Origin of the sequence: Pseudomonas oligotrophica (assembly GCF_021726475.1) — a bacterium.
In the GTDB taxonomy this organism is placed as follows: Bacteria; Pseudomonadota; Gammaproteobacteria; order Pseudomonadales; family Pseudomonadaceae; genus Stutzerimonas; species Stutzerimonas oligotrophica.
Genome location: NZ_JAKJRU010000005.1, coordinates 312,687 through 328,343, shown reverse-complemented (window position 1 = coordinate 328,343; position 15,657 = coordinate 312,687). Strand labels below are relative to the sequence as shown.

The window sequence follows — 15,657 nt, the reverse complement described above, 5'->3', positions numbered from 1 at the left end:
TATGAGCACGCTTATCAAGACCGACCGTTTCGTTCTCAGCGACGCCGAGCGCACGGCCATCGAGCACGAGATGCACCACTACGAAGACCCGCGCGCGGCCAGCATCGAGGCGCTGAAGATCGTGCAGAAGCAGCGCGGCTGGGTGCCCGATGGCGCCGCCGATGCCATCGGCGAGCTGCTCGGCATTCCGGCGAGCGACGTCGAGGGCGTGGCCACCTTCTATAGCCAGATCTTCCGCGTGCCGGTCGGGCGCCACATCATCCGCGTCTGCGACAGCATGACCTGCTACATCGGCGGCCACGAATCGATCCTCGGCGCCATCGAGCAGCAGCTCGGCATCGCGCCGGGCCAGACCACCGCCGACAACCGCTTCACCCTCATCCCGGTGTGCTGCCTGGGCAACTGCGACAAGGCCCCGGCGCTGATGATCGACGACGACACCTACGGCGACGTCAGCGCCGCCGGCGTCGCCGCCCTGCTGGAGGCCTACCCATGACCCGAGCGCTCGCCTCCCTCGGCCCGGCCAACCGCGCCGCCCGCCACGAGGAAACCCATCCGCTGACTTGGCGCCTGCGCGACGACGGCCAGCCGGTCTGGCTCGAGGAATACCAGCAGAAGAACGGCTACGCCGCCGCACGCAAGGCGCTGGCCGAGATGGCCCAGGCCGACATCGTCCAGCAGGTCAAGGAATCCGGCCTCAAGGGTCGCGGCGGCGCGGGTTTCCCCACCGGCGTGAAGTGGGGCCTGATGCCCGCCGACGAATCGCTGAACATCCGCTACCTCTTGTGCAATGCCGACGAGATGGAGCCCAACACCTGGAAGGACCGGTTGCTCATGGAGCAGCTGCCGCACCTCCTGGTCGAGGGCATGCTGATCAGCGCCCGCGCGCTGAAGGCCTACCGCGGCTACATCTTCCTGCGTGGCGAGTACGTCGACGCGGCGCGCAACCTCAACCGCGCCATCGAGGAAGCCAAGGCCGCCGGCCTGCTCGGCAGGAACATCCTCGGCAGCGGCTTCGATTTCGAGCTGTTCGTGCACACCGGCGCCGGGCGCTACATCTGCGGCGAAGAAACCGCACTGATCAATTCGCTCGAAGGCCGCCGCGCCAACCCGCGCGCCAAGCCGCCCTTCCCCGCCGCCGTCGGCGTCTGGGGCAAGCCGACCTGCGTGAACAACGTCGAGACGCTGTGCAACGTGCCGGCGATCATCGGCAACGGCGTGGACTGGTACAAGACCCTCGCCCGCCCCGGCAGCGACGACATGGGCACCAAGCTGATGGGCTTCTCCGGCAAGGTGAAGACCCCCGGCATCTGGGAAGTACCGTTCGGTATCAGCGCCCGCGAGCTGTTCGAAGACTACGCCGGCGGCATGCGCGACGGCTATACGCTCAAGTGCTGGCAACCCGGCGGCGCCGGTACCGGCTTCCTCCTGCCCGAGCATCTCGAGGCGCAGATGTACGCCGGCGGCATCGGCAAGGTCGGCACACGCATGGGCACGGGCCTGGCGCTGGCGGTCGACCAGACCGTGAACATGGTGTCGCTGCTGCGCAACATGGAGGAGTTCTTTGCCCGCGAGTCCTGCGGCTGGTGCACCCCGTGCCGCGACGGCCTGCCCTGGAGCGTGAAGATCCTGCGTGCGCTCGAGCGCGGCCAGGGCAGCGAGCAGGACATCGCCACGCTGCTGCAGCTGGTCGACTTCCTCGGCCCGGGGCGCACCTTCTGCGCCCACGCACCGGGTGCCGTCGAGCCGCTGGGCAGCGCGGTGAAGTATTTCCGGGACGAGTTCGAGGCCGGCGTCGCCCGACAGGCGAACGCCCGCCCCGAGCCGGCCCTCGGTAGCTGAGATCGATCCGGTGAGCGCACGCGTCGGCGAGAAGTTGGCCCAGGCCATTGCCTCGCCTGCCGGCGCCACCGGCCAAGCCTTTCCCATTAGCCTGGCCCGCCTTGCGGGCAAGAAGAAGATCCAATGGCCACCATCCACGTAGACGGCAAAGCCTACGAGGTCGACGGGGCGGACAACCTGCTGCAGGCCTGTCTGTCGCTCGGTCTCGACATTCCCTATTTCTGCTGGCATCCGGCGCTCGGCAGCGTCGGCGCCTGCCGGCAGTGCGCGGTCAAGCAGTACCAGGACGAGAACGACACCCGCGGTCGCCTCGTCATGTCCTGCATGACCCCCGCGACCGACAAAACCTGGATCAGCATCGACGACGAGGAAGCCAAGGCGTTTCGCGCCAGCGTCGTCGAGTGGCTGATGATCAACCACCCGCACGACTGCCCGGTGTGCGAGGAAGGCGGCCACTGTCACCTGCAGGACATGACGGTGATGACCGGCCACAACAAGCGCCGCTACCGCTTCACCAAACGCACCCATCAGAACCAGGAGCTCGGCCCGTTCATCGCCCACGAGATGAACCGCTGCATCGCCTGCTACCGCTGCGTGCGCTACTACAAGGATTACGCCGGGGGCACCGATCTGGGCGTATTCGGCGCGCATGACAACGTCTATTTCGGCCGCGTCGAGGACGGCGTGCTGGAGAGCGAATTCGCCGGCAACCTCACCGAGGTCTGCCCGACCGGCGTGTTTACCGACAAGACCCACTCCGAGCGCTACACCCGCAAGTGGGACATGCAGTTCGCGCCGAGCATCTGCCAGCAGTGCGCGGCCGGCTGCAACATCAGCCCCGGCGAGCGTTACGGCGAGATCCGCCGCATCGAGAACCGCTTCAACGGCGAGGTCAACCACTACTTCCTTTGCGACCGCGGCCGCTTCGGCTATGGCTACGTCAACCGCAAGGACCGTCCGCGCCAGCCGCTGCTGGTCAAGGAGAACCAGGTGCTGGGCGTAGACGCCGCCCTGGACAAGGCCGCCAACCTGCTGGCCCGCCATCGCCTGATCGGCATCGGCTCGCCACGCGCCAGCCTGGAGAGCAACCATGCCCTGCGCGAGCTGGTTGGCGCCGAGCACTTCTATTCCGGTATCGCCGCCGCCGAGCTGGAGAACCTGCTGCTGGTCCGCGACATCCTGCGCGACGGCCCGCTGCCGACGCCGTCGATGCGCGAGGTCGAGGAACACGATGCGGTGTTCGTCCTCGGCGAAGACCTGACCCAGACCGCCGCGCGCCTGGCGCTGGCCCTGCGCCAGTCCGTCAAGGGCAAGGCCACCGAGATCGCCGCCCAGGCGAAGATCCCCGAGTGGCACCAGGCGGCGGTACAGAACGTCGCCCAGCACGCGCTGAGCCCGCTGTTCATCGCCAGCGTCAGCGAAACGCGGCTGGACGATGTGGCCTGCGAAACGGTCCAGGCCGCACCCGACGACCTGGCCCGTCTGGGCTTCGCCGTTGCCCATGCCATCGACCCCAGCGCCCCGGCCGTCGAAGGGCTCGACGAGGAGGCGCGGCAACTGGCCGGGCGCATCGCCGAGGCCCTGCTCGCGGCCAAGCGCCCGCTGGTGGTCTCCGGCGCTTCGCTCGGCTCGCGCGCATTGATCGAAGCCGCGGCGAACATCGCCCAGGCCCTGGCCAACCGCGCGAAGGCCGGCTCGCTCAGCCTGGTAGTGCCCGAGGCCAACAGCCTGGGCCTGGCGCTGATGCTCGAAGGCGACAGCGCCGACCGCTCGCTCGACGCCGCGCTGCGCGCGCTGGTCGATGGCCGTGCCAGCGCCGTCCTGGTGCTGGAGAACGACCTCTACCGCCGCGCGGATCGCGCTGCCGTCGATGCCGCGCTGGATGCGGCCCAGGTAGTCATCGTCGCCGACCACCAGCAGACCGAGACCGCCGCGCGCGCCGACCTGCTGCTGCCGGTGGCCAGCTTCGCCGAGGGCGACGGCACCCTGGTCAGCCAGGAGGGTCGCGCGCAGCGCTTCTTCCAGGTCTATGAGCCGAGCTACTACAACGCCGACATCCGCGTGCGCGAAGGCTGGCGCTGGCTGCATGCGCTGCACTCGACGCGCCAGCACCGCCCGGTGGACTGGACGCAGCTCGACCAGGTCACCGAGGCCTGCGCCGCCGCCCATCCGCAGCTGGCCGGCATCCGCAACGCCGCGCCAAAGGCGGACTTCCGCATCAAGGGCCTGAAGCTCGCCCGCGAGCCGCATCGCTACAGCGGCCGCACGGCGATGCGGGCCAACATCAGCGTGCACGAGCCGCGCCAGCCGCAAGACCCGGATTCGGCCTTCGCCTTTTCCATGGAAGGCTACGCCGGCAGCGCCGAGGACCGGCAGCAGATTCCCTTCGCCTGGTCCCCGGGCTGGAATTCGCCACAGGCCTGGAACAAGTTCCAGGACGAGGTCGGCGGCCACCTGCGCGCCGGTGATCCCGGCGTGCGCCTGATTCCCGCCGGCAGCGGCCGCCTGGGCTGGTTCGCGGTCAACGCGCCCTTCGCCCCGGCTCGCGGCCAATGGCAGGCGGTCGCCCTCCATCACCTGTTCGGCAGCGACGAAACCTCGGCCCTGGCCGCGCCGATCCAGGCGCGCATGCCCAAGCCCTATGTGGCCCTGAACGGCGCCGAGGCCGCACGCCTGGGCGTGAACGAGGGCGCGCTGCTCAGCTTCGAGTTGCGCGGCCAGCGCCTGCGTCTGCCGCTGCGCGTCCTCGACGACCTGCCGCTCGGGCTGGTCGGCCTGCCCGTCGGCCTGCCGGGCGTCCCCGCGGCCTTCGCCGGCGCGACCGTCACCGCACTCGAGGAGGCTGCCCAATGAGCTGGCTCACGCCCGAACTCATCGCCGTGATCGTCCAGGTGCTCAAGGCCATCGTCATCCTCCTGGTGGTGGTGGTCGCCGGCGCACTGCTCAGCTTCGTCGAACGCCGCCTGCTGGGCCTCTGGCAGGACCGCTACGGCCCGAACCGGGTCGGCCCGTTCGGCCTGTTCCAGCTCGCCGCGGACATGCTGAAGATGTTCTTCAAGGAAGACTGGACGCCGCCCTTCGTCGACAAGCCGATCTTCACCCTGGCGCCGGTGGTGGCGATGAGTTCGCTGCTGATCGCCTTCGCCGTGGTGCCGGTGACCCCGACCTGGGGCGTGGCGGACCTGAACATCGGCCTGCTGTTCTTCTTCGCCATGGCCGGGTTGACGGTGTATGCGGTGCTCTTCGCCGGCTGGTCGAGCAACAACAAGTTCGCCCTGCTCGGCAGCCTGCGCGCCTCGGCGCAGACGGTGTCCTACGAGGTGTTCCTCGGCCTGTCGCTGATGGGCATCGTCGCCCAGGTCGGCTCGTTCAACATGCGCGACATCGTCGAGTACCAGCAGCAGCACCTGTGGTTCATCATCCCGCAGTTCCTCGGCTTCGCGACCTTCTTCATCGCTGGCGTCGCGGTGACCCACCGCCACCCGTTCGACCAGCCCGAGGCCGAGCAGGAGCTCGCCGACGGCTATCACATCGAGTACGCGGGCATGAAGTGGGGCATGTTCTTCGTCGGCGAGTACATCGGCATCGTGCTGGTTTCTGCGCTGTTGACCACGCTGTTCTTCGGCGGCTGGCACGGCCCGTTCCTTGAGACGCTGCCCTGGCTGTCGTTCTTCTGGTTCGCGCTCAAGACCGGCTTCTTCATCATGGTCTTCATCCTCTTGCGCGCCTCGATCCCGCGGCCGCGCTACGACCAGGTGATGGCCTTCAGCTGGAAGTTCTGCCTGCCGCTGACCCTGATCAACCTGCTGGTGACCGGCGCGCTCGTGCTGGCCGCGCAGTAAGGAGAGGACGCAATGTTCAAGTACATCGGCGAGGTGCTGCACGGCACCTACACCCAGTTGCGCAGCCTGGTGATGGTCTTCGGCCATGCCTTCCGCAAGCGCGACACCCTGCAATACCCCGAAGAACCGGTCTACCTGCCGCCACGCTACCGCGGTCGCATCGTGCTGACCCGCGACCCCGACGGCGAGGAGCGCTGCGTGGCCTGCAACCTCTGCGCGGTGGCCTGCCCGGTCGGCTGTATCTCGCTGCAGAAGGCCGAGACCGAGGACGGCCGCTGGTACCCGGAGTTCTTCCGCATCAACTTCTCGCGCTGCATCTTCTGCGGCCTGTGCGAGGAGGCCTGCCCGACCACCGCGATCCAGCTGACGCCGGACTTCGAGATGGGCGAGTACAAGCGCCAGGACCTGGTCTACGAAAAGGAAGACCTGCTGATCTCCGGCCCCGGCAAGAACCCGGACTACAACTTCTACCGCGTCGCCGGCATGGCCATCGCCGGCAAGCCCAAGGGCGCGGCCCAGGCCGAGGCCGAGCCGATCAACGTCAAGGGGCTGCTGCCATGACGCCTTTCGATCCAGCCTTCCAGCGCGCCAGGAGTCTCTGATGGAATTCGCCTTCTACTTCGCCTCCGGCGCGGCGGTGGTGGCCACCCTGCGGGTGATCAGCGCCAGCAACCCGGTGCATGCCCTGCTCTACCTGGTCATCTCGCTGCTGGCGGTGGCCATGTGCTTCTTCTCCCTCGGCGCCCCCTTTGCCGGCGCGCTGGAGATCATCGTCTACGCCGGCGCCATCATGGTGCTGTTCGTCTTCGTCGTGATGATGCTCAACCTCGGCCCGGCGGTAGCGCAGCAGGAACGCGCCTGGCTCAGGCCCGGCGTGTGGGTCGGCCCGTCGCTGCTCGCTGCGGCGCTGCTCGCCCAGTTGCTCTACGTGCTGTTCGGCGAGCCGAGCAACGCCACGCTGGCCGCAACCAGCGTCGGCCCCAAGGAGGTCGGCATCGCCCTGTTCGGCCCCTACCTGCTGGCCGTCGAGCTGGCCTCGCTGCTGCTGCTCGGCGCGCTGGTCGCCGCCTATCACCTGGGCCGTCACGAGGCGAAGGAGTAAGCCATGCAAGCCATACCGCTCGAACACGGCTTGGCCGTCGCCGCCGTGCTGTTCTGCCTGGGCCTGGTGGGCCTGATGGTGCGCCGCAACATCCTGTTCATGCTGATGAGCCTGGAAATCATGATGAACGCCGCGGGCCTGGCCTTCGTGGTGGCCGGTAGCCGCTGGGGCCAGCCGGACGGGCAGATCATGTTCATCCTGGTGATCACCCTGGCCGCGGCCGAGGCGGCCATCGGCCTGGCGATCCTGCTGCAGCTGTACCGCCGCTTCAACACCCTCGACGTCGACGCCGCAAGCGAGATGCACGGATGAACCTACTACCCCTGACCTTCGCGTTCCCGCTGCTGGGCTACTTCCTGCTCGCCTTCTCGCGTGGGCGGCTGTCGGAAAACCTCGCGGCGATCATCGGTGTCGGCTCGGTGGGCCTCTCGGCCCTGACCAGCGCCTGGATCATCTGGCAGTTCAATGTCGCGCCGCCCGCCGCTGGCGCGCATACCCAGCTGCTCTGGCAATGGCTCGATGTCGCGGGCTTTCGCGCCGACATCGGTCTGCACCTGGACGGCCTGTCGCTGACCATGCTCGGCGTGGTCACCGGCGTGGGCTTCCTGATCCACCTGTTCGCCAGCTGGTACATGCGCGGCGAGGAAGGCTACTCGCGCTTCTTCGCCTACACCAACCTGTTCATCTTCAGCATGTTGCTGCTGGTACTCGGCGACAACCTGCTGCTGCTGTACTTCGGCTGGGAAGGCGTGGGCCTGTGCTCGTACCTGCTGATCGGCTTCTACTTCAAGGAGCGCAAGAACGGCAATGCGGCGATGAAGGCCTTTGTCGTCACCCGCGTGGGTGACGTGTTCATGGCCTTCGGCCTGTTCATCCTCTTCGTCCAGCTCGGCACGCTGAACATCCAGGAACTGCTGGCACTGGCGCCGCAGCGCTTCGCCGAAGGCGACCTGTGGATCACCCTGGCGACCCTCGCGCTGCTCGGCGGCGCGGTGGGCAAGTCCGCCCAGCTGCCGCTGCAGACCTGGCTGGCCGACGCCATGGCCGGCCCGACTCCGGTGTCGGCACTGATCCACGCGGCGACCATGGTGACCGCCGGCGTGTACCTGATCGCCCGCACCCACGGCCTATTCCTGCTGGCGCCCGAAGTGCTCGAGCTGGTCGGCCTGGTCGGCGCGGTGACCCTGGTGCTGGCCGGCTTCGCTGCGCTGGTGCAGACCGACATCAAGCGCATCCTCGCCTACTCGACCATGAGCCAGCTGGGCTACATGTTCCTCGCCCTCGGCGTGCAGGCCTGGGACGCGGCGATCTTCCACCTGATGACCCACGCCTTCTTCAAGGCGCTGCTGTTCCTCGCCTCCGGTGCGGTCATTCACGCCTGCCACCACGAGCAGAACATCTTCAACATGGGCGGGCTGTGGAAGAAGCTGCCGCTGGCCTATGCCAGCTTCGTCGTCGGCGGCTGCGCGCTGGCCGCGCTGCCACTGGTCACCGCCGGCTTCTACTCGAAGGACGAGATCCTCTGGGAAGCCTTCGCCAGCGGCCACCAGGGCCTGCTATATGCGGGCCTGGCCGGCGCCTTCCTGACCTCGCTGTATACCTTCCGGCTGATCTTCACCGCCTTCCACGGCGAGGCGAAGACCCAGGCGCATGCCGGCCACGGCCTGGCCCACAACCTGCCGCTGGCCGTGCTGATCGTGCTGTCGACCTTCATCGGAGCCTGGATCGTGCCGCCTTTGGCCGGCGTGCTGCCCGAGAGCATCGGCCATGCCGGTGGCGAGGCCAAGCACAGCCTGGAGATCGCCTCCGGCGCCATCGCCCTGGCCGGCATCGTCCTTGCGGCGCTGCTGTTTCTCGGCCGCCGCAGGCTGGTCAATGCCGTCGCGCAGAGTGCCCCTGGCCGTCTGCTGGGTGCCTGGTGGTATGCCGCCTGGGGCTTCGACTGGCTCTACGACAAGCTCTTCGTGCAGCCCTACCTGCTGCTCTGCCGGCTGCTGGCGCGCGACCCGATCGACGCCACCATCGGCCTGGTTCCACGCACCGCGCAGGGCAGCCACACGCTGCTTAGCCGCAGCGAAAACGGCCGGCTGCGCTGGTATGCGGCGTCCCTCGTCGGCGGAGCAGTGCTACTGCTCGGCATCGTTCTGCTCTGACTTGCCTAAGGACCATCAATCGTGATTCTGCCCTGGCTAATCCTGATTCCCTTCATCGGTGGCCTGCTCTGCTGGCTGGTCGAGCGCTTCGACCAGACCCTGCCGCGCTGGATCGCCCTGTTCACCATGGCCCTGCTGTTCGGCCTCGGCCTCTGGCTGTGGGGCTCGGGTGACTACAGCTTCGCCCCGCGCCCGGACGCCGCCGCCAGCTGGCCGCTGGAATTCAAGCACGCCTGGATCGAGCGCTTCGGCATCAACCTGCACCTGGCGCTGGACGGCCTGTCGTTGCTGATGGTGCTGCTCACCGGCGTGCTCGGCGTGCTCTCGGTGCTCTGCTCGTGGAAGGAGATCCAGCGCCACGTCGGCTTCTTCCACCTCAACCTGATGTGGATCCTCGGCGGCGTGGTCGGCGTGTTCCTCGCGCTCGACCTGTTCCTGTTCTTCTTCTTCTGGGAAATGATGCTGGTGCCGATGTACTTCCTCATCGCGCTCTGGGGTCACAGCTCCAACGAGAACAAGCGTTCGCGGATCAACGCGGCGACCAAGTTCTTCATCTATACCCAGGCCAGCGGCCTGATCATGCTGGTCGCCATCCTCGGCCTGGTGCTGGTCAACTACAGCAACACCGGGGTACTGACCTTCGACTACGCCCTGCTGCTCAAGGCCCAGCTCGACCCGGCGATCGAGTACCTGCTGATGCTCGGCTTCTTCATCGCCTTTGCGGTGAAGTTTCCCATCGTCCCGCTGCACGCCTGGCTGCCCGACGCCCACGCCCAGGCGCCGACCGCAGGCTCCGTCGACCTGGCCGGCATCCTGCTCAAGACCGCCGCCTACGGCATGATCCGCTTCGCCCTGCCGCTGTTCCCCAATGCCTCGGTGGAGTTCGCCCCGATCGCCATGGCGCTGGGCCTGATCGGCATCTTCTACGGCGCCCTGCTGTCGTTCGCGCAGAGCGACATCAAGCGCCTGGTGGCCTACTCGAGCATCTCGCACATGGGCTTCGTGCTGATCGGCATCTACTCGGGCAGCGAGCTGGCGCTGCAAGGCGCGGTGGTGCTGATGATCGCCCACGGCCTGTCGGCTGCCGCGCTGTTCATCCTCTGCGGCCAGCTCTACGAGCGCCTGCATACGCGAGACCTGCGCGAGATGGGCGGCCTCTGGTCGCGGCTGCCGTGGCTGCCGGCGCTGAGCCTGTTCTTCGCCGCCGCCTCGCTCGGCCTGCCGGGCACCGGCAACTTCGTCGGCGAGTTCGTCGTGCTGTTCGGTGCCTTCGCCCAGGCGCCCTGGGTGGTGGTAATGGCGACGTTCGGCGTGGTGCTGGCCTCGATCTATTCGCTGGCGATGGTTCATCGCGCACATTTCGGCCCGGCCCGTAGCGACGCCGCACTGGCCGGCATGGACGCCCGCGAGGTCGGCATGATCCTGCTGCTCGCCGCACTGCTGGTGCTGCTCGGCGTCTATCCGCAGCCGGTCTTCGACACCTCGCTGGCGACCATGAACGGTGTGCAGCAGTGGATCGGATCCGCCCTCTCCCCTCTCGTTTCGGCCCGGTAGTCGCGCTATGGAATTCACTGCACAACACTTCATCGCCCTGCTGCCGTTGCTGATCGTCAGCGCCACCCTGGTGGTGGTGATGCTGGCCATCGCCTGGCGGCGCAACCATGGCCTGAGCTTCGTGCTCAGCGCCGCGGGCCTGGTACTCGCGCTGCTCTCGATCCCGGTCGCCCACCAGCCGCTGGCGCTGCAGGTCACCACGCTGCTGCAGCTCGACAGCTTTGCCTACTTCTACATGGCGCTGATCCTGCTGGCGACGCTTGCCTGCGTGACCCTGGCGCATGCCTACCTGGGTGAGAAGCCCGGCGCCGAGGGCTTCCCCGGCAACCGCGAGGAGCTCTACCTGCTGATGCTGCTGTCGGCGGCCGGCGGCCTGGTGCTGGTCTGCGCACGGCACCTGGCCGGCCTGTTCATCGGCCTGGAACTGCTTTCGGTGCCGGTCTACGGGCTGGTGGCCTACGCCTTCTTCAACCGCCGCTCGCTGGAGGCCGGCATCAAGTACATGGTGCTGTCGGCCGCCGGCAGTGCCTTCCTGCTGTTCGGCATGGCGCTGATGTATGCCGAGTCCGGCAGCCTGGTGTTCGTCGAGATCGGCACCAGCCTCGCCGCCCAGGGCGCCTCGCCGCTGGTGCAGGCCGGCATCGGCCTGATGCTGATCGGCCTTGGCTTCAAGCTCTCGCTGGTACCCTTCCACCTGTGGACGCCGGACGTCTACGAGGGCGCGCCGGCGCCGGTCTCGGCATTCCTCGCCACGGCCAGCAAGGTCGCGGTGTTCGCCGTGCTGCTGCGCCTCTACCAGCTCTCGCCGGCCACCAGCGGCGGCTGGCTGAACGATGCCCTGGGCCTGATCGCCATTGCCTCGATCCTCGGCGGTAACCTGCTGGCGCTGAACCAGAGCAACCTCAAGCGCCTGCTCGGCTACTCCTCCATCGCCCACTTCGGTTACCTGCTGGTGGCACTGATCGCCAGCGACGGCCTGGCGGTGGAGGCCATCGGCGTCTACCTGGCCACCTACGTGCTCACCAGCCTCGGTGCGTTCGGCGTGATCACCCTGATGTCCAGCCCCTTCCAGGGCCGCGATGCCGATGCGCTGTACGAATACCGCGGGCTGTTCTGGCGCAGGCCGTACCTGACCGCGGTGCTCACGGTGATGATGCTGTCCTTGGCCGGCATTCCGCTGACGGCTGGCTTCATCGGCAAGTTCTACGTGGTGGCCACCGGTGTCGAGTCGCGCCAGTGGTGGCTGATCGGTGCGCTCATCGCCGGCAGCGCCATCGGCCTGTATTACTACCTGCGGGTGATGGTCACGCTGTTTCTCGTCGAGCCGGGGCTGCGCCGTCACGATGCGCCGTTCGACTGGGGCCAGCGTGCCGGTGGCGTGATGCTGCTGGCGATCGCACTGCTGGCGTTCTTCCTTGGCGTCTACCCGCAGCCGCTGCTGGAACTGGTGCAGCAGGCCGGCCTCGCGGCGCTCTGAGCGCGAGGCCTGCAGGCAAAACGCCCCGACTGCTCGGGGCGTTTTGCCTTATGCCTTGAGTGACCCTGCTGGAAAGCAAAGAGGCCCGCATCCTTCGATGCGGGCCTCCGGTCCTGCGCGACCTGCCGTCAGTTCACCAGCGCCGGACCGCCCACCTTGCCGGCCAGCTTCTCCGGCTTGATCAGGAAGCGCGCCAGTGCCGGCAGCAGCCAGATCGCGCCGACCATGTTCCAGAGGAACATGAAGGTCAGCATCAGGCCCATGTCGGCCTGGAACTTGATCGCCGAGAACACCCAGGTCACCACGCCGATGGCCAGGCAGATTCCGGTGAACACCACCGCCTTGCCGGTCGACTTCAGCGTCTGGTAGTAGGCTTCCTGCAGGGTCATGCCCTGGCGCAGGTAGCTCTCCAGGCGGCTGTAGATGTAGATGCCGTAGTCCACGCCGATGCCCACGCCCAGGGCGATCACCGGCAGGGTGGCCACCTTCACGCCAATGCCCATGAAGGCCATCAGCGCATTACCGAGGATCGAGGTCAGCACCAGCGGCAGGATCACGCAGAGGGTCGCCGCGACGGAGCGGAAGGTCAGCAGGCACATGAAGCTCACCGCCGCGTAGACCGCGATCAGCATGGTGATCTCGGATTCGGCGATCACCTCGTTGGTCGCCGCCTCGATACCGGCATTGCCGGCGGCAAGCACGAACTCCAGCCCCTCGCGGTTGTTCTCCTCGGCGAACTCGCGGGCCGTGGCGACCACGTGGTCCAGCGTCTCGGCCTTGTGGTCATTGAGGAACACCAGCACCGGTGCCAGCGAGCAGTCGCTGTTGTACATGCCTTCGGCGCGGGCGATGGAGTTGTTCAGCACGTGCGGGTTGCGCGACAGCGTCTCCCACTTGAGGCTGCCCTCGTTCATGCCCTTGATGCCCTGGCGCGCCACCGTGACCATCGACACCGCCGACTGCACGCCCGCGGTGTTCTCCATGCGCCACATCAGCTCGTCCATGGCCGACAGCGTGTCGTAGTGCGAGCAGCCTTCCGGCGCGGTCTTGACCATGATCACCAGCACGTCGGAGCTGGTGGAGTAGTTGCTGATGACGAAGTCGTTGTCCAGGTTGTAGCGCGAATCCGGGTGCAGCTCCGGCGCGCCCTGGTCGAGGTCGCCGATCTTCAGGTTCTGCCCGTACCAGAGGCCGCCCGCCAGCGCCAGCACGGCGATGCAGATGGAGATCGGCGCCACCGTCGGGCTGGCGAAGTTCGACAGCGCGCGCCAGAACGGATGGTCCTTGGCGGCTTCCTCGCGGCTCTGCTTGATCGCCTTCTGGCTGATGCCCAGGTAGGAGATGGTCACCGGCAGCAGGATCAGGTTGGTCAGGATGATCACCGCGACGCCCAGCGAGGCGCCAATGGCCAGCTCGCGGATCACGCCGATGTCGATCAGCAGCAGGGTGACGAAGCCCACCGCATCGGACAGCAGCGCGACCATGCCTGGGACGAACAGCTGGCGGAAGGCCATGCGCGCCGCGGCCAGCGGGTCGGTGGTCTGCCCCGAGGCGATGGCGATGCCGTTGATCTTCTGCACGCCGTGGGAAATGCCGATGGCGAATACCAGGAACGGCACCAGCATCGAGTAGGGATCGAGCCCGAAGCCCAGGGTGTGTAGCAGGCCGAGCTGCCAGACCACGGCGATCAGCGTGGTGACCAGCACCGCGACCGTGCTCTTCACGCAGCGGGTGAACCACAGCAGCAGCAGGAAGGTGACGCCGATCGCGACGATGAAGAACAGCGCCACGCCCACCAGCCCGTCGATCAGGTCGCCGACCTTCTTGGCGAAGCCGATGATGTGCACCTCGACGTTCGGGTTCTGCGCCTGGTACTTCTCGCGGATCTTGTTCTCCAGCTCATGGGAGAACTGCTGGTAGTCCAGCTTGATCTGCCGGCTGGGGTCTTCCGGGTCCGGGTAGGACTCCATCAGCGGCACGTCGACGATGCTCGACTTGAAGTTGTTGGCCACCAGGCGGCCGATCTGCCCGGAGCGCAGCACGTTGTCGCGCAGGTCCTCGAGGCTCTGTTCCGAGCCGTCATAGGTCTGCGGAATCACCTCACCGCCGGCGAAGCCTTCCTCGGTGACCGCCGTCCAGCGCACGCTCGGGCTCCACAGCGACTTGAGGTTCGAACGGTCGACCCCGGGGATGTAGAACACCTCGTCGTGGATCTGCCGCAGCGTCTCCATGTACTCCTTGGTGAAGATGTCGCCCTCGGTCGCCTCGACTGAGATGCGCACCGTGTTGCCCAGGTTGGCCAGGTCGTTGCGATGCTCGAGCATCTTCTGGATGTAGGGATGCCCCAGCGGGATCATCTTCTCGAAGCTGGTTTCCGGGCGCACCTGGGCGGCCTGGTAGAACAGCACGATGCTGATCAGCAGGCAGATGAAGATCACCGCCGGGCGATTGTTGAATACCAGGCGCTCGAGGAGCGACGCCGGTCGTTGCTGATGTTGGCTCATGCGTGGAGAACTCCCGGCTTGCTTATTGTTGTTGCGCCAGTTCCGCGCCGGTCGGCGTGGCGAGGCGTACGCCACCCTGGCCGACGAGGACGAGGTTGCCCTGCTTGTCTGCGATGACACCGGCCAGGGACAGTCGATCCGGCCGGCTGTGATAGGTGAAGGTACGGCCCTGGTCGGCGCTGGTCAGCACGCTGCCGCCGTGCCCGACGATCACCACCCGGCCGTCGGCCAGGCGGTTGCCGTCGGCCAGGCCGGCCTCCAGCGGATTGCCGCCGCCGTTCTGCAAGCGGATCTGCTGCCAGCTGTCGCCGAAGTCGGTGGAGCGGAACAGGTGGCCGCGCAGGCCGTAGGCGAGCACCACCTCGGGGTCGTTGCCGCCGAGCACGCCGAAGAAGGAGCCGTCGTAGGGCGATTCGAGCGCTTCCCAGCTCTGCCCGCGATCACGCGAGCGGTAGATGCCGCCCATCTCGCCGACGATGAACAGGCCGTTCTCGCCGACCTGGGCGATGGCGTTGAGGTGGAAGCCATCCTCGTTGTCGAGGCGGTCGCTGACGTCTTCCCAGTTCTGCCCGCCGTCGGTGGTCTCGAGCAGCGCCCCGTAGGCGCCGACCGCCAGGCCGTGCCGCGTGTCGCCGAACCAGACGTCGAGCAGCGGCGCCTCGCGCTCGCGCTCCTCGTACTGCACCGTCCAGCTCTGGCCGCCATCGCGGGTGGCGAGGATCAGCGCATCGTGGCCCACGGCCCAGCCATGGCTGGCGTCGATGAAGTAGATGGCGGTGAGCATCTGCCGGGTCGGCACCTTGGCCTGCGTCCAGTTGCGCCCTTCGTCGTCGGAATACAGCACGTGCCCGCGATCGCCGACCGCCACCAGCCGGTCGCCGGCCCTGGCCACGTCGAGCAGCAGGCTGGAGGATGCCTTGCGTGATTCGATGGAATAGCGGATCTGCGGATCGGCCACCGCCTGGGCCTGGGCGGGAGCGGCGCCCAGCAACGCAAGCGAGATCGTCGCGCAGAGCGAAAGTGCGCCGACGAGGCCGAAGGCCCCCTGGCGGGCGCTGGCCGGAACGTGGCCGAACGGTGTGCGCCGCGAAACGGGCTCACGCATACATACCCCCTTTATTCTTATTTAGGTAAGTCCCGGTTTTTACCAGGCAGGGCCATCTAGCCAGCTTTCCCCAAGCCG

General features: G+C 67.3%; 12 protein-coding genes. 10 read left to right on the top strand and 2 right to left on the bottom strand.

Annotation, left to right across the window (positions count from 1 at the left end):
* Nucleotide 1: 1 nt before the first annotated feature.
* From nuoE to nuoN, 10 genes are all read left to right on the top strand, one after another.
* Nucleotides 2–496 (top strand): NADH-quinone oxidoreductase subunit NuoE, encoded by a 495-nt coding sequence (nuoE, locus tag L3N39_RS12855; RefSeq protein ID WP_041104975.1) that lies wholly within the window; start codon nt 2–4, stop codon nt 494–496.
* A complete protein-coding gene (gene nuoF, locus L3N39_RS12850) occupies nt 493–1,842 on the top strand; it encodes an NADH-quinone oxidoreductase subunit NuoF (protein ID WP_237257722.1) in 1,350 nt (449 codons plus the stop codon). Before nuoE ends, nuoF begins: the two co-directional genes overlap by 4 nt.
* A gap of 123 nt (nt 1,843–1,965) precedes the next feature.
* On the top strand, nt 1,966–4,695 hold the full coding sequence (gene nuoG / locus L3N39_RS12845) for an NADH-quinone oxidoreductase subunit NuoG (protein WP_237257721.1): 2,730 nt from the start codon (nt 1,966–1,968) through the stop codon (nt 4,693–4,695).
* Nucleotides 4,692–5,684, top strand: a complete 993-nt coding sequence (gene nuoH, locus L3N39_RS12840) for an NADH-quinone oxidoreductase subunit NuoH (RefSeq protein ID WP_041104971.1) — start codon at nt 4,692–4,694, stop codon at nt 5,682–5,684. The genes nuoG and nuoH overlap by 4 nt, the downstream gene beginning before the upstream one ends.
* 12 nt (nt 5,685–5,696) lie before the next feature.
* Nucleotides 5,697–6,245 (top strand): NADH-quinone oxidoreductase subunit NuoI, encoded by a 549-nt coding sequence (gene nuoI / locus L3N39_RS12835; RefSeq protein ID WP_041104969.1) that lies wholly within the window; start codon nt 5,697–5,699, stop codon nt 6,243–6,245.
* A gap of 40 nt (nt 6,246–6,285) precedes the next feature.
* Nucleotides 6,286–6,786: an NADH-quinone oxidoreductase subunit J gene (gene nuoJ, locus L3N39_RS12830; protein ID WP_237144929.1), complete on the top strand. Its 501-nt coding sequence runs from the start codon at nt 6,286–6,288 to the stop codon at nt 6,784–6,786.
* Nucleotides 6,787–6,789: 3 nt separating this feature from the next.
* Complete coding sequence (gene nuoK / locus L3N39_RS12825; RefSeq protein WP_041104965.1) at nt 6,790–7,098, top strand: NADH-quinone oxidoreductase subunit NuoK; 309 nt, start codon at nt 6,790–6,792, stop codon at nt 7,096–7,098.
* Nucleotides 7,095–8,939 carry an NADH-quinone oxidoreductase subunit L gene (nuoL, locus tag L3N39_RS12820; RefSeq protein ID WP_237257720.1) on the top strand — a complete coding sequence of 615 codons (1,845 nt, stop codon included), beginning with the start codon at nt 7,095–7,097 and terminating at the stop codon, nt 8,937–8,939. Before nuoK ends, nuoL begins: the two co-directional genes overlap by 4 nt.
* A 21-nt stretch (nt 8,940–8,960) precedes the next feature.
* On the top strand, nt 8,961–10,493 hold the full coding sequence (gene nuoM / locus L3N39_RS12815) for an NADH-quinone oxidoreductase subunit M (protein ID WP_237257719.1): 1,533 nt from the start codon (nt 8,961–8,963) through the stop codon (nt 10,491–10,493).
* 7 nt (nt 10,494–10,500) lie between these two features.
* Entirely contained in the window at nt 10,501–11,970 is a 1,470-nt protein-coding gene (gene nuoN / locus L3N39_RS12810; RefSeq protein WP_237257718.1) for an NADH-quinone oxidoreductase subunit NuoN, read from the top strand.
* A 128-nt stretch (nt 11,971–12,098) separates the two neighbouring features.
* On the opposite strand, the gene L3N39_RS12805 is transcribed toward nuoN, so the two are convergent.
* The gene (locus L3N39_RS12805; RefSeq protein ID WP_237257717.1) at nt 12,099–14,474 is read right to left on the bottom strand and encodes an efflux RND transporter permease subunit; all 2,376 of its coding nucleotides are present in this window, start codon (nt 14,472–14,474) and stop codon (nt 12,099–12,101) included.
* Nucleotides 14,475–14,496: 22 nt separating this feature from the next.
* Entirely contained in the window at nt 14,497–15,579 is a 1,083-nt protein-coding gene (locus tag L3N39_RS12800) for a WD40/YVTN/BNR-like repeat-containing protein (protein WP_237257716.1), read from the bottom strand.
* Between the last annotated feature and the right edge of the window lie 78 nt (nt 15,580–15,657).

Coding starts and splice junctions, on each gene's coding strand:
- nuoE (WP_041104975.1), top strand. CDS start 2: ATGAGCACGCTTATCAAGACCGACCGTTTCGTTCTCAGCGACGCCGAG.
- nuoI (WP_041104969.1), top strand. CDS start 5,697: ATGTTCAAGTACATCGGCGAGGTGCTGCACGGCACCTACACCCAGTTG.
- nuoJ (WP_237144929.1), top strand. CDS start 6,286: ATGGAATTCGCCTTCTACTTCGCCTCCGGCGCGGCGGTGGTGGCCACC.
- L3N39_RS12805 (WP_237257717.1), bottom strand. CDS start 14,474: ATGAGCCAACATCAGCAACGACCGGCGTCGCTCCTCGAGCGCCTGGTA.
- nuoG (WP_237257721.1), top strand. CDS start 1,966: ATGGCCACCATCCACGTAGACGGCAAAGCCTACGAGGTCGACGGGGCG.
- nuoK (WP_041104965.1), top strand. CDS start 6,790: ATGCAAGCCATACCGCTCGAACACGGCTTGGCCGTCGCCGCCGTGCTG.
- nuoH (WP_041104971.1), top strand. CDS start 4,692: ATGAGCTGGCTCACGCCCGAACTCATCGCCGTGATCGTCCAGGTGCTC.
- L3N39_RS12800 (WP_237257716.1), bottom strand. CDS start 15,579: ATGCGTGAGCCCGTTTCGCGGCGCACACCGTTCGGCCACGTTCCGGCC.
- nuoN (WP_237257718.1), top strand. CDS start 10,501: ATGGAATTCACTGCACAACACTTCATCGCCCTGCTGCCGTTGCTGATC.
- nuoF (WP_237257722.1), top strand. CDS start 493: ATGACCCGAGCGCTCGCCTCCCTCGGCCCGGCCAACCGCGCCGCCCGC.
- nuoL (WP_237257720.1), top strand. CDS start 7,095: ATGAACCTACTACCCCTGACCTTCGCGTTCCCGCTGCTGGGCTACTTC.